This window comes from Weissella sp. ESL1139 (genome assembly GCF_058506735.1).
The window spans coordinates 95429-110595 of sequence record NZ_CP196375.1; the positions used below are offsets into that span (position 1 = coordinate 95429).

The following is a 15167-nucleotide window of genomic DNA, read 5'->3' on the forward strand; positions in this document are numbered from 1 at the left end:
AGTTTAACTTACGAGAGATTTTTTTGGTGAAATTTCTCATGCAAATTAACGAAATAGTTAAATCAGAACTGGTAAAATAATAATATGAAAAACAATTAGTGGAGGGAATACATGGCATTAGAATTACTATTTGGTCGGGCGAGCGCCGATCATGAATTAGCTTTATTGCAACGTGCACAACAAATTTTAGCTAATGATGACCAAGCTGAAATATTCTATTTGGTGCCTAATCACATTAAGTTTGAAACAGAAATCAATGTTTTAACACGTTTGGCATCATTACTAGGTCATGAGGGAGCTGCAATATCTGTGCCACGTGTTTCGGTATTTTCTTTAAGCCGATTGGCTTGGTATTATATGCAAAATGATCCACTTTATCAGCAAGCAACAATGTCTCAAAATGGGTTAACCATGTTGGTACAAACATTGTTGCGTCAGAATAAAGATAAGTTAGAACTTTACGGCAATTTGTTAACAAAGCAGGGTTTTATTGGGCAATTTACAACGCAGTTATTAGAATTGCGCCAATCAGGGTTAAGCTGGGGAGATGTCAATAAAATGGCGGACCAATTAACTAACCAAGAGACTTTGCAAATGAAGCTACATGATTTAGCAACTATTGGTAGTGCACTAGATGATGAGCTAACTGCGCGTGATCAGTATTTGAGTAGCGATTTATTATTGGCATTGCGCGTTTATTTAGCAACTGGGGCAACAGATATTTCGCATCATTATTTTTTGATTAATGATTATTCACAGATGACATCAGTTGAACAAGGGCTAGTTGAAGCTTTAATTGATTATGGTGCGGGCGTGGTGTTGGCATTGCCAACTGATGATGGGGCTGCCAGTTTGACCGAAGCAGCAATTGAAGAAAACGATTTGTTTTATCGTCCCAAAAAATTAGGACGCCAATTACGTGATTATTCCGTTCAGCATGATGTTACGGTATTGACGAAAACCGTTGAACCACAGCGGCACATTAGTCACGGTGTTAAAACCTTAGAAGATTTTTGGATTCAATATGAACAAGTTGGTGTGACACAACAACAAGCTAACATTGATAATATTGCGATTTGGCAATTACACACACGTTATCAAGAAGTTGAGCAAATGGCGCGACTAATCCGCCAAGAGGTTGCGAGTGGCCAGCATCGTTATCGTGATTATCTGTTGATGACACGTGATTTGGGCCAATATGAAAATATTATTCCAGCAGTCTTTGCTCGTTATGATATTCCAATGTTCATGGATTTAGACCGACCAATGTCAGCACACCCCTTAGTTGCATTTTTAGATAAGTTATTGCGATTAGCACCAGCGTATACAATTACTGATATTATGAGCTTTTTAAAGACAGAGTTGTTTATTCCTGAAGGTGTTTCAATCGATGCTTATCGTGAAGCGCTAGCGGAAACCGAAAATTATGTGTTGGCTAAGAATATTACTGGTTGGCAATGGACTAATCCAACAGCTTGGCAGTATGATCGTCAAGCGCAAGTGAGTGATGACGAAATCACCCGTGAACGGGTTGCCAGTAAAGATGCGCAACTAGCAATGATTCATGATCAAATTAGTCAGGTAGTGGCACCATTTTTGCAAGATTTGCAATCAACGACGACTGCTCGAGATATGGCACGCAAGTTGTATGAATTTATTACGCAAATTGGTATTCAAAAACAATTAATTACTTGGCGTGATGATGCGATTGCTGATGGAGATTTATGGGCTGCCCAACAACCGGAACAAGTTTGGCGCGTATTTATTAGTATATTAGATGATTTCGTGGCAATTTTTGATGATGAACCAATGACTTTGGATGCGATGCAAGAAATTTTTAAAGCAGCTTTCGACACGGCTAAATATGCCGGTATTCCTTCAACAATGGACCAAGTGCGCATTTCAGAAAGTGGTATCGTGCAACGAACCGGTTATGAAACAGTCATCGTATTTGGGGCAACAAATCATAATTTACCAGCTGTTACGCGCGTGAAAGCAATTTTGCATGACGGTGATCGCAATGCCTTGCAAGCAGTCTTACCGGAAAATGTTTTTTTGAAAGAAACGTCAGAACAACAAATGGCGCAAGAGTCATTGTTGATGTATAAAGCGATGATGGTAGCCAATCAGCGCTTGATTTGGACTTATGCGACAAGTGATGGCGATAGTGCCCAACAACCGTCAACGTATATCACACGTATTCAAAAGCAATTTAATTTAGATATTACACAATTTGATGCATTGCCCGATCCACGTAGTGAGCAGGTTAGCCCATATGTAGGGACTGCAACAAGTACGATTGCCCAATTAGTTGTGGTTAATCGCCAAGCAAAATTGTATAAAAAGGGCCAGGCAAAATTAAGCTCAGCCTGGCAGCATTTAATGAACCAAGTACAAAAGATTGCGCCAAACCAATTAAAGCAATTACTGGGTGGCCTTTCATATGTAAACGAACCAGAACAATTAAAGCCTGAGTTGGTATCAGCGTTATTTGGGGATGAATTACGTGCTTCGATTTCACGATTAGAAAGTTATTCACGTAATCCATTCGAATTTTTCTTACAATACGGTTTGAAATTACAAGAGCGACAAGTGCTTCAATTAACACCTGCTGAAAAGGGAACGTTGATGCACGCATTGTTAGAAAAGGTCTTCCAAACACTGATTAATCAACAAAAAGCATTGGGTAGTTTAACGGATGTTGAACTACACGCATTAGAACATGATATTTTACATGGCATTCTATCAAGCGGTGATCCAACCTATGATATTTTTAATAGTTCTTATCGTATGCAGTTTTTGACGCAACGCTTAGCTAATCAAGTACACGAAACAATTATGAGTATGCGTCGTGGCCAGCTTGATCAAGGCGGTGTGCAAACTTTGGGTGTTGAAGCTGGCTTTGGGTTGCCACATAGTCAGTTGAAACCAGTGACCTATGAGATACCATTTGGTAAAGTGACCGTCCGAGGGAAAATTGATCGTTATGATTTAGTGACAACACCGGCTGGTAATTTTTTGACAATTATTGATTACAAATCAGGAACTCGTCAATTTGATTATAAAAAGGCATATGTTGGCCTCGAATTGCAATTAATGACATATTGGACCGCAATCTTACTTAATAAGCAGGCATTGCCAATGGGTGAGATGGCTGGTGCTTTGTTCTGGTCATTGAAAAATCCATGGATTGAGTTAAAAGATGTTAGTGGTGGCACGCTTGGACAAATGCAGGATGCGGCGAGTCAAAAGATGATTAATCAAGGTCGCTATCGTGGTGTATTGAAAAATAATGAAGATTATATTGCTCGTTTGGAGAGTGCCGATGAAGTAGTGGCACCATATGCCATTGACCGTAAAAAAGATGGCTCATTTAAGGCTGCTAGTGATGTTGTCGACGATGATGATTTAGATACGTTATTGACGTTTAATGAATTTAAAATCAAATCAATTGCCAATGAAATATTAGCTGGTAAATTCCCGCTATATCCATTTAAGGATGGGGCTAATAGTACCGGATTAATGTATTCACCGTATACTTCGGTTATGATGTTTGATGCGATGATGGGTAATAAATATCATGACATTTCAGGTGCGTTAAAAGCTAGTGCAGCTTTAGCAGCGATGCAAAGGTTCATTGATCAATATAATCCAAAATCAGTAGAAGGAGAACAATGATGAATTTTACAAATTCACAAACAGCTGCGATTACAACCAAAAATCGTAATATTTTAGTGTCAGCATCTGCTGGTTCTGGTAAAACACGTGTTTTGGTTGAACGTGTTTTGCAACGCCTGTTAGCTGGTGAAAACGTTAATGAATTTTTGATTGTGACGTTTACTGAAGCTGCTGCGACCGAAATGAAAGAACGTTTAGAAACTGAAATTCGTAAAGCGCTAGCGGAATCGAGTGGCGAAAAACGCCGACATTTGCTAAAACAACTGCGTTTATTGAATGTGGCTAACATATCAACTTTGCATGCATTTGCCTTACGTTTAATAGAGCAATATCATTATACGATTGATTTAGATCCACAATTTCGATTGATGGATGATGCAGAACGGACATTAGTGATGTTAGAGGTTTATAACACACTATTGGAAACAAATTATGCAAACGATGACGATGATGAATTTGCTGCCTTTGCGACGCAATTTACAAGTAGCACAACGGATGATCAAAATTTACAGGACGCTGTTTTTACCTTATATAACTTTGCAACGGCACGTCCTGACACCAATGAATGGATGGACCATTTAGCAGATTTGTATGATATTGGGGATGAGGATTTTACAGCTAGTCATTTTTATCAACAACATTTGCGACCAGCTCTTTTGCAAGAAGTGCAAGCCATTTGTGATAAGGCGCGTCAATTAGTGATTCAAGCGCCAGATACAATGGATGCGGCACCAGCGCTTAATCGATTGTTGAATTTACAGTCTGATGAAACAACATATCAAGATATTTTGAACTTATTACAAAATTCAGATAACCAATGGGATACAATTCGTGGCATGGTGCAACAAGCTGAACCGATGGGTTGGGGTAAAGGTGCTGACGGCAAGCGCAAAAACTTTACAGCTAAGCATGACCCGGAATTGAAAGTGGTATGGAATCAAGTTAAAGATGAGCGCGAAGCATTGGCTGATCGTTTTGATAAATTAAAGACGAAGTATTTTGCTTTAGATCAAACGGGATTACAATTTGCTATCCAGGGTGCAAATAAAATAATGCGTCAATTAGTTGCATTTACTAAGTCATTTAGTGAAGCATTTTTAAATGAAAAACTGCAACGTAAAGTACTAGATTTTAATGACTTAGAACATTTTGCGCTACAAATTGTCACGCAAGACAAGGTTAAACAAGAACTACAAGCACAATATGCAGAAATCATGGTTGATGAGTATCAGGATACGAATCAATTACAAGAAGCGATTCTGCATGAAATCACGTCACAGGATAACTTGTTCCAGGTTGGTGATATTAAGCAATCAATTTATAAGTTCCGTCAGGCAGATCCAATGTTATTTGCGCATAAATTGTCGACTTATCCGCAAACTGACAACAGTGAAGTTATTACACTGCAAGAAAACTTCCGATCGTTACCAAATGTGACAAACTTTATTAACTATATTTTTGCACAATCAATGAGCCAGTCATTAGGTGACATTGATTATAAAGGTGAAGCAGAGTTAGTTGCAGGAGCAGATTATTATCCAGATGATTTGGTTAAGAAAGCTGATTTATTAGTATATCTAAACGAAGGTGATCGTGAAGAAACCGAAGAAGAACCAGCACCTGATGTTACTGAAGAGTATACAAAAGCAACTGGTCAAATTCGGATGACGGCGCTGAAAATTCAAGAATTAATGCAATCTAAATTTGTCATTTTTGATCGTAAAGCTGGTGAATCACGACCAATTAAGTATAGCGATATTACGATTTTGGTACCGACGAAGGGGCAAAATCTTGAAGTGCTCGATGTTTTTCGTGAAATGAATATTCCAATTGTTATTGATGGTACGGAGAATTATTTCCAAACAACTGAAATCTCAGTCATGATGAGTTTATTAAAGGTTATTGATAATCCGCATCAAGACATTCTGTTAGCAGCTGTTTTACGTTCACCTTTGTATGGCATTGCTGAAAATGGTTTGGCGTTAATTCGTCTACAAGCAGTTGAAGAAGATTTCTATACGGCTGTGCAACGAACAGCAGCACTTGATTTAGACAGTAATTTGCCCGTAAAAGATGCACAGCTTTTGCAAAAAACGCAACAGCAAGTGCAAAAGTTTCTCAAAGATTTAGATGATTTTCGTAATTTGGCGGTTCAAAATCAAATTGTGGCCTTGCTTTGGCAAATTTATAACCAAACTGGTTGGCTTGATTATGTTGGCGGTTTGCCATCAGGTGCTCAAAGGCAGGCTAATTTACATGCATTGTACGAACGAGCAGCTGCTTACCAAAAGAGTAGTTTTATCGGGTTATATCAATTCATTAATTATGTGACGCAATTGCAAAGCCAGGAGAAAGATTTAGGTGAGGCAGACGCCAATGTTGCCCAAGATACTGTCTCTTTGATGACGATTCATCATTCTAAAGGTCTTGAATTCCCAGTTGTCTTTCTATTAAATGCAACGCGGACGATGATTAGTTCCCGTGAAACACAGGGGAATATTTTATTGGATGCTCAGGCTGGTGGTGGCTTGAATTATATTGATGTTGCGCATCATTTGGAATTAGTCACACCACAACATGAGTATATTGCAGAAGTCAAACGGCAAAATGCGTATTCTGAAGCGTTACGTGTGCTTTATGTTGCGTTAACACGTGCCGAACAACAATTATTTGTTGTAGGTGCTTATGACACTGTTGCACAATTATGGTCAGTATGGAAACAAAGTGCGGGGGTGACCGACTGGATGTTACCAGAATCAGTACGTTTAGCTGGTAAATCATTTATGGATTTGATGGGGATGACTTTGGCTCGTCATCCCCAGGCACCTGAAAGATTTGCTGCATTGGATCAATACGATAAAGATGGCATTGTGCAATTTGCAGATATGCGGATTAAAACGCCTAAGCAGCCATTTGAGTTTAATTTGTCAGTCTTAGATACACATGATTTAGCCACTGCCATGGTGAATTATCAACCAATAGCCGCTAATCTTGTTGAAACACCTTCGTCAGTAGCTACAACGGATGTAACTGAAGATTGGCAACAAGTATTGCAGTTTAATTATCCATATGAAAGTGCTACGCGCGCAACATCATATCAGTCTGTTTCAGAAATTAAACGTTTGTTTGAAGACCCTGATTTGGCCGCGGGTCGCCGACCAATTGATCGCCGGTTAGTAACTGATGAGTTTGCTGGTTTACGAATAACGGATGATGAATTACCAGAACCTGAGTTTATGCAAACTAGTACACCTCATGTATCACCAGCAGCTGTTGGAACAGCTACGCATTTGGTTATGCAGCGTTTAGATCTAACTGCTGGGAAGCCGACAATTGCAACGATTAAAACATTGATTCAACAATTAGTTGCAAGTAAGATGATTGATGAAAAAGTTGCCCCATTAATTGATGACGATAAAATTTATCGTTTCTTTGATGAATCGTATTTGGGTCAGCAAATGTTGGAACATGCGGACACATTAGAACGCGAAGTGCCATTTTCGTTGTTGTTAGATGCTAATCGTTTATATCGTAATTTTGTAGGTGATGACAAGGTGTTGGTTCACGGAATCATCGATGGTTATTTCCATATTGGTGATGAAGTTTGGTTGTTTGATTATAAAACAGACCGGGTCGCACCATCGCAAGCAGATCAGTTATTAAAGAAACGATATGCGGGTCAACTAAACATCTATGCGCAAGCATTAGTTGCGATGGGGATGCCCGTACCAAAGCGTTTTATTTATGCATTAAATGCTGAGAAGTTAATTGAATTAAAGGATTAATAATAAGCTAAAGAGGCCGAGACATTTATGTCTCGACCTCTTATTTTGACTAATCAATAATTGTTATATACCAGGTTCAATTCATTTTTGCTCACGCTATGAATTTTTAATTTGAAACATGTCGATGGTTTAATAACCACGTTAAAATAATGAAAAACATCATAATGATGAATATTGACATAAATAGCAATTTATATGAACCTGAGTCGATTAATAGGCCACCATATAAGGGACCGATTGCACGACCCAATGAAATAAACATCGTTAACCAACCTTGTGCGTGTCCTTTAGCATTTGGGTCACTTAACGCATCAATCCAAGCAGGAATTTGGGGACTTGCCAAAATTTCACCGAATGTCAAAATAACTATACTGATAATAAACATTGGGTAAGTTGTGGCTTGAATTAATACCAAGAATGAAATGGCAAATAAGGTTGAACCGGTCAGAACTGTCCAACGCAATGGTAAACGATCAATAAAGCGATCAAGAATACCCTGACCAAAGATAATAATAATACCGTTCAAGGTCCATAAGAATGAATAGTCTTTGGTGGTCATGCCTAAGTCAGTCATATGTGTAGCGATAACTGTTTCCCATAAAATATATGCCATGTAGAAAGCAAACGCCAAACCTAAAATGGCATAAATAACAACTGGTGTTTTAAAAGTTGTCTTGGCTGCTTTGGCAGCGGCGCGGGCACTTTGTTTGGCCAACCCTTTAACATTGAAGTATTTAAGGACTAAGATTAGGAATACAGCGTACATAACAGCTGCACCACCAAAAACGTAATTGGCGCCGTAATCAAATAGAAAACCAACAACGGCTGTACCAGCGACGACACCAACATTCATAAACAGATACTGTAAATTAAAGACTTTACGTGTATCAATTGTTTGAATAGTTGTCGCGTATGAATTTATCAAGGTATAAATTAATCCGTCAGCAAATCCTGATAGCAACATCAGGAATGCGAACACTGGCCAACTGTTCCAAAAGGTCAAAGTGACGAGGGTTGCCAAAGCAATACTGACTGAAATAACCATTGTTTCGAACGGATTCCAGCGATCAAAAAGTTTACCACCAAGCCAATTTCCAACCATCATGGCAACTGATAGCCCCATGACGACCATCCCTGACACTGTCATGCTTTTATGCAAAATATTATGCATATAAAGGGTTGTAATGGGCCAAATTAAGGACGCCCCGGTTGATTGGAAAAAGGTTGTAATGTATAAAACAATAGCGTTAATTTCGACGTGCTGTGGTTTATGCACGTCGCCGTCTAGTGACGACTGACTAATCATAAATCCTCCATAAGTGATGTAGTTTATTATAAACTCAAATTTGATGACCTATATCTATAGGCTATCGAACACAGTTTTTTTCTGTGTTTGTCCGTTTTTATTACCGAGAAAAAGTTTAGCATAAATTGTGTTAATTGGTATACTTAAAAAGAATAAGTTTTAAATTTAGACAGAATTATTGGGGAATAAAAGATGGCGATTAAGAAACCAGAATATATTTTAGCGATTGATCAGGGCACGACTGGCACCCGAGCAATTGTTTTTAATCATAATGCCCGTCGTGTGACCTCGGCGTCTGTTCCACTCACAATCGTAACACCACAACAAGGATGGCTTGAGCAACAACCATTAGATATTTGGCACACGACCCAAACTGCCATTGCTGATGCGTTAATTAACGCCGGTATTCGTGGGGATGAAATTAAAGCTTTAGGAATTGCAAATCAGCGTGAAACAACGATTGTTTGGAATCGGCAAACTGGGCAACCTGTTTATAATGCGATTGGTTGGTCATCAACGCAGTCACAAAAAATTGCCCAACAGCTTGCAGACGATGCTGAAACAACAGAATTAATTCGTCAAAAAACCGGATTGCCAATTAGTACATACTTTTCAGCAACTAAAATTCGTTGGATTTTAGATAATGTGCCTGGGGCTCAAGCCGCTGCTGAACAAGGAGATTTGCTTTTTGGAACGGTTGATACATGGTTGACTTGGCAGTTAACGGCTGGTGAAGTGCATGCAACTGATGTGACTAATGCTGCCCGGACGATGTTGTATAACATTCATACTCAAACATGGGATGAGGAGCTATTGGCATTATTTAATATTCCCGCTAGTATGTTGCCAACAGTATATAAAAGCAGTGAAATTATTGGCTATACGAGTCCAATGCTATTTTTCGGTGGTAAAGTGCCAATTGCTAGTGTGATTGGTGATCAAAACGCTTCGATGGTTGGTCAATTAGCTTTAGAAAAAGGTATGATTAAAAACACGTATGGTGCAGGTGCTTTTATGATTATGAATACAGGTAAACAACCGGTTGTTTCACATAATCGCTTGGTGACAACGATTGCCTATCAAGTTGATGATCAGCCAGTCTATGCCTTGGAAGGTTCAATCTTTGCTGCTGGAACTGCCGTTCAGTGGTTACATGATCGTTTAGATATGATTGAAACGCAATTAGATGCATGGATGTTGGCGGAAGAATCGCAAAATCATAATGAAGTCTATGTCGTTCCTGCATTTAATGGGTTGGGAGCACCTTACTGGGATGCAAACGTTCGTGGAACTGTATTCGGTATGACACGAGGAACTAAAAAAGCTGATTTTGTAAAAGCAACCTTGCAATCAATTGCTTATCAAACTGCTGATATTTTGGAAATTATGAAAAAAGATTCAGGATACACATTGGCAACTATGAAAGCAGATGGATCAGTATCTCGAAATCCTTATTTGATGCAATTTCAAGCGGATATTGCACATGTTGCAATTGAACGATCACTTGATGAAGATGCCACGCCAATGGGAGCTGCTTTCTTAGCCGGCTTGGCTGTTGGTTATTGGCATGATTTATCAGATTTGGAGCAGTATGTGCAAGCAGGTCGCTATTTTGAGCCAAACTTGCCAGAAGATAAACGTCATCGCCTTCATCGCGGCTGGCAAGCCGCCATTAAAGCAACACAATATTTTGGCGATTTTTAAAAGAAAATAAGCGACTGACGTAATAATAGAAAAAATAAGATAAAAAGTTTATAATTAAGTAGTGAATATAGTAACGAACTTACTAAATGATTATTCTAATGAACTAACTAGTAAAGGAGCATTCATCGTGCCTGAAGAAATTACAACATTGTTGACGTTTTTTGGTGGAACTGGCGATTTAGCTAAGCGTAAGCTATACCCATCTACTTATAACCTTTTTAAGAAGGGATTTTTACAAGAACATTTTGCAATTATTGGAACTGCACGCCAACCTTTGACGGATGATGAATTCCGTGAAATCGTACGTGAATCAATTGCAGATTTTACTGAAGATAAAGCTAATGCAGAGGCATTTATTGCTCACTTCTATTACATTCAACAAGATATTACTGATCAAGCTGCTTATGCAGATATGCTTGCTTTGAATAACAAGTTAGATGAGAAATATGATTTGAAGGGTAACCGCATTTTCTATATGTCTGTTGCACCTCGTTTCTTTGGTACTGTTGCAAAATACTTGAAGTCAGAAGGCTTGATTACTGAGAACGGTGAATTTAACCGTTTGATGATTGAAAAGCCATTTGGTTCATCATATGACACTGCTGAAGCATTGCAAAATGAATTGTCAGAAGCCTTTGATGAAGACCAAATTTATCGTATTGACCACTACCTTGGTAAGGAAATGGTTCAAAATATTGCCGCTGTTCGTTTTGGTAACCCATTATTTGATGCAACATGGAATAAGGATTACATTGAAAACATCCAAGTAACTTTGTCAGAGGTTTTGGGTGTTGAAGAACGTGCTGGTTACTATGATACTGCTGGTGCTTTGCGTGATATGATTCAAAACCACACCATGCAAGTTATTGGTTGGTTAGCAATGGAAAAGCCAGCTGTATTTAATGACAAGGAAATTCGTGCTGCTAAGAATGCTGCTTTTGATTCTTTGAAGATTTACAATTCACCTGAAGAAGTTGCTGAAAACTTTGTTCGTGGTCAATATGGCGAATCAGCTGATGGCTCACAAAAGAAGTACTTGGATGAGATGGACGTACCAGCAGATTCACAAAACAACACATTTGTTGCTGGTAAACTACAATTTGATATGCCACGTTGGGAAGGCGTACCATTCTACATTCGTTCAGGAAAGCGTCTAGCTGCTAAGGCAACTCGTGTTGATGTTGTCTTTAAGAAGGGTTTGAATATCTTTGGTGATGGCGTTTCTTTGGATAACCCAGTGCTATCAATTTTGATTGATCCAAAGGGTGGTATCGAATTTAAGATTAATGCCAAGGATATTAAGTCAGCCTTTGATACACGTACTATCGACTTGGATTGGCAAGTATCTGATGAAGATAAAGCTGTTACACCTGAACCATATGAGCGTATGATTCATGATGCCATGAATGGTGATGGTTCAAACTTTGCTGATTGGAATGGTGTTGGAACCGCATGGCGTTTCGTTGATGCTATTCAAGCAGCTTGGGATGCTAAGAAAGAAGACTTCCCTAATTATGTATCAGGCTCAATGGGACCAGCTGCATCTGATGAGTTGTTAGCTAAAGATGGTAATGAATGGGTCTTTAAAGGTTAATTCTTGATTTAATAAAAGCAAATAGATAAAATAAATCCTTCGCAATATCGGCTAGTATGCTAGTTTGTTGCGAAGGTTTATTTGTATTCTGATATTAGGAGTAGTCGTATGGCAAGATATACCGAAATTGAATTAACTAATATGGTGATGATTGAAAATCCGCAAACGCATGAAATATTAGTCGAAAATCGGCAAAATCCAAATTGGGCTGGGGTGACTTTTCCAGGTGGTCATGTGGAAATTGACGAAACCGTTACCCAGTCTGTCTATCGTGAAGCAAAAGAAGAAACGGGTCTAAACATTTCAGATCCTAAGTTAATGGGGATTAAAGAATGGCCATTGGAAAATGGTGCCCGATATATTGTGTTCTTGTATAAAACGACTTCATATACAGGTAGTATCCAAACTGGTCGTGAAGGAGAAATATTTTGGACGACTCGTGAAAAGTTGTTAAGTGGTGAATACCATTTACCAAATACATTTGCTGAAATGATACCAGTATTTGATAATCCGGCAATTAATGAATTGGCGTTATACGCAAATGTTGCGGGTGTTAAAAAACATGTTGATTGGCAATAATGATTAGAATACGAACGTCCGAAAAACGTGTGTTTAAATTATTAAAAATTGTTTGAATTTCGTGTTTAGTTGGTATTTTAAAACTTAATATGAACATATGTGATATAATGCCAGTATAATAAGAAAAATTACCGAACGTTCGAGGTTATAAAATTATGAAAACACGCCGAAGCGATCGCCTAGTAGATATGACTCGTTACTTATTAGAGCGACCACGTACATTAGTATCACTAACGCACTTTTCAGAAGAATATGAAAGTGCTAAATCTTCTATTTCAGAAGATTTAACGATTTTAAAACGTACTTTTCAGGAGCGCGGTATTGGTCTATTAGAGACAATTCCTGGCGCAGCTGGCGGTACGCGCTTTACGCCATATATGACACCTGAGGATGCCAAAGAATTTGTGGCTTCATTAGTTAATGCAATTGATGATGAAACACGTGTCTTACCAGGTGGTTATGTTTATTTGTCAGATATTTTGGGTCAACCATGGTTCTTACAACGGATTGGCCGTTTAATTGCGACACAATATTTGCGTGAACCAATCGATGCTGTTATGACCGCAGCTACTAAAGGTGTTCCAGTTGCTCAAGCTGTTGCTGAACAATTAAACGTACCATTCGTTATCGTGCGTAATGATACTAAGGTCACTGAAGGTCCAACGATGTCTGTTAATTATGTGACTGGTCAATCACAACGTTTAGAAAAACTAGAACTATCACGACGTTCATTACCAATGGGATCACGTGTCTTGATTGTCGATGATTTCATGAAGGCTGGTGGTACTATTCGTGGAATGGCATCATTGGTTAAAGAGTTTGAAGGCCAAGTTGTTGGTGCAGCTGTTGTTGCTGAAGGTCGCGTTGCCCACCGTGTGATTGATGATTACACATCATTAATTCATGTGGATACGAATAAGGATGACGGCATTATTGATGTTACAGCGGGTAATTATGCCGAAGAAATTTATGCTGATTTTGAAGCAAGTTTAGAAAATAAAATTAAGTAAAAGGGTGGAAGTCATGGAGAGATTTGTCATTGTTTTGGCAGCGGGAAAAGGAACGCGCATGAAATCTAGTCTACCTAAGGTATTACATCAAGTGGCTGGTAAGCCAATGGTGCAATTAGTGGTGGAGACAGTTAAACGTGCGCAAGTTGCTAAAATTGTTACAGTAGTTGGTAATGGTGCAGAACAAGTAGAGGATGTGTTGGAAGGCACTTCTGAATTTGCGGTGCAGGCTGAACAACTCGGTACAGGACATGCGATTAAAATGGCGGCCCCATTATTAGCCAATAAAAAAGGCATGACATTGATTGCATCTGGTGATGCACCAATGTTTACGACGACGACTTATGAAGATTTGTTTAGTTATCATGAACAATCTAATAATGCTGTGACCGTTTTGACGGCTAAGGCACCAGATCCAACAGGCTATGGACGTATTATTCGTGATGAACAAGGTAACGTATTGCGTATCGTTGAACAAAAAGATGCCGATGAAGACGAAAAGAAAGTTGATGAAATCAATACGGGAGTCTATGTATTTGATAACCAATTACTATTTGAAAGCTTGCAACACGTAACAAATGATAATGCGCAGGGTGAGTATTACTTGCCAGATACATTGGAAATTTTGCGCGAAGCTGGTCATACAGTTGGTGCTTTCCAAATTAATGATTTTGGTGAATCAATGGGGGTTAATGACCGCGTTGCGTTATCAAAAGCCAACCAAATTATGCGTCAACGCATTAATGAAATGCACATGCGTGCGGGTGTGACTTTGGTTGATCCTGCTAATACCTACATTGATGTGGATGTTGAAATTGGTCGTGACACAGTAATTGAACCTAATGTCTACTTGAAGGGACATACAAAAATTGGTCAAGGAGTTGTCTTAACCACAGGTACAGTTGTTGTTGATTCAGTTATAGCAGATGGCGCTCAAATTGATAGTAGCCATTTGGAAGAGGCTGAGGTCCGTGAATATGCAACCGTTGGCCCATTTGCTCACTTGCGTCCAGCTGCTTACTTAGCTAGTGAAGCACATGCGGGTAACTTTGTGGAAGTTAAGAAAGCAACTCTTGGTCATGGTTCAAAGATGGGACACTTGTCTTATCTTGGGGATGCTACGGTTGGTGCTGATGTTAACATTGGTGCTGGTACAGTATTTGTTAACTATGATGGTAAAAATAAGTGGCATTCAAATGTGGGTGACCGGGCCTTTATTGGTTCAGGTTCAAAAATTATTAGTCCAGTTGAGATTGAGGATGAAGCTTTCGTTGCTGCTGGTTCAATTATTACTAAAGATATTCCAAAACACGCTATGGGAATTGCTCGTTCGCGTCAAACTGTTAAAGAAGATTTTTGGCGCCGTACGCCATTATTTGAAAAATTTAACCAATAATTGTCGGTTGTTCTGTATTTAAGTCAATAATAATGGTTTGAAGAATACCATTAAAAAATGTACAATTAACTTATTAAAGACTTGAGTACACAATTGAATGTGTCTATGGAGGAAA

8 protein-coding genes are annotated in these 15167 nt (G+C 38.8%); 7 read left to right on the forward strand and 1 reads right to left on the reverse strand.

The annotated features are described in order from the left end of the window. Positions 1 to 111 precede the first annotated feature (111 nt). Both ACSYSF_RS00480 and addA read left to right on the forward strand, forming a co-directional pair. On the forward strand, positions 112 to 3678 hold the full coding sequence (locus tag ACSYSF_RS00480; RefSeq protein ID WP_489867797.1) for a PD-(D/E)XK nuclease family protein: 3567 nt from the start codon (positions 112 to 114) through the stop codon (positions 3676 to 3678). After that, positions 3678 to 7463, forward strand: coding sequence for a helicase-exonuclease AddAB subunit AddA (addA, locus tag ACSYSF_RS00485; RefSeq protein ID WP_489868272.1), 3786 nt, complete (start codon positions 3678 to 3680; stop codon positions 7461 to 7463). The genes ACSYSF_RS00480 and addA overlap by 1 nt, the downstream gene beginning before the upstream one ends. Before the next feature lie 106 nt (positions 7464 to 7569). On the opposite strand, the gene ACSYSF_RS00490 is transcribed toward addA, so the two are convergent. Continuing rightward, positions 7570 to 8769 carry an MFS transporter gene (locus tag ACSYSF_RS00490; RefSeq protein ID WP_489867798.1) on the reverse strand — a complete coding sequence of 400 codons (1200 nt, stop codon included), beginning with the start codon at positions 8767 to 8769 and terminating at the stop codon, positions 7570 to 7572. A gap of 192 nt (positions 8770 to 8961) precedes the next feature. On the opposite strand from ACSYSF_RS00490, the gene glpK reads away from it, so the two are divergent. The 5 genes from glpK (at position 8962) to glmU (ending at position 15052) form a co-directional block, all read left to right on the forward strand. Beyond that, entirely contained in the window at positions 8962 to 10473 is a 1512-nt protein-coding gene (gene glpK, locus ACSYSF_RS00495; protein WP_489867799.1) for a glycerol kinase GlpK, read from the forward strand. 127 nt (positions 10474 to 10600) lie between these two features. After that, positions 10601 to 12067 (forward strand): glucose-6-phosphate dehydrogenase, encoded by a 1467-nt coding sequence (gene zwf / locus ACSYSF_RS00500; RefSeq protein WP_489868273.1) that lies wholly within the window; start codon positions 10601 to 10603, stop codon positions 12065 to 12067. 108 nt (positions 12068 to 12175) lie between these two features. Further along, positions 12176 to 12646, forward strand: coding sequence for an 8-oxo-dGTP diphosphatase (locus ACSYSF_RS00505; RefSeq protein ID WP_489867800.1), 471 nt, complete (start codon positions 12176 to 12178; stop codon positions 12644 to 12646). 155 nt (positions 12647 to 12801) lie between these two features. Continuing rightward, on the forward strand, positions 12802 to 13656 hold the full coding sequence (purR, locus tag ACSYSF_RS00510; RefSeq protein WP_489867801.1) for a pur operon repressor: 855 nt from the start codon (positions 12802 to 12804) through the stop codon (positions 13654 to 13656). Between the two features lie 13 nt (positions 13657 to 13669). Beyond that, positions 13670 to 15052 carry a bifunctional UDP-N-acetylglucosamine diphosphorylase/glucosamine-1-phosphate N-acetyltransferase GlmU gene (gene glmU / locus ACSYSF_RS00515; protein ID WP_489867802.1) on the forward strand — a complete coding sequence of 461 codons (1383 nt, stop codon included), beginning with the start codon at positions 13670 to 13672 and terminating at the stop codon, positions 15050 to 15052. Positions 15053 to 15167: the final 115 nt, after the last annotated feature.

Coding starts and splice junctions, on each gene's coding strand:
- ACSYSF_RS00480 (WP_489867797.1), top strand. CDS start 112: ATGGCATTAGAATTACTATTTGGTCGGGCGAGCGCCGATCATGAATTA.
- addA (WP_489868272.1), top strand. CDS start 3,678: ATGAATTTTACAAATTCACAAACAGCTGCGATTACAACCAAAAATCGT.
- ACSYSF_RS00490 (WP_489867798.1), bottom strand. CDS start 8,769: ATGATTAGTCAGTCGTCACTAGACGGCGACGTGCATAAACCACAGCAC.
- glpK (WP_489867799.1), top strand. CDS start 8,962: ATGGCGATTAAGAAACCAGAATATATTTTAGCGATTGATCAGGGCACG.
- ACSYSF_RS00505 (WP_489867800.1), top strand. CDS start 12,176: ATGGCAAGATATACCGAAATTGAATTAACTAATATGGTGATGATTGAA.
- purR (WP_489867801.1), top strand. CDS start 12,802: ATGAAAACACGCCGAAGCGATCGCCTAGTAGATATGACTCGTTACTTA.
- glmU (WP_489867802.1), top strand. CDS start 13,670: ATGGAGAGATTTGTCATTGTTTTGGCAGCGGGAAAAGGAACGCGCATG.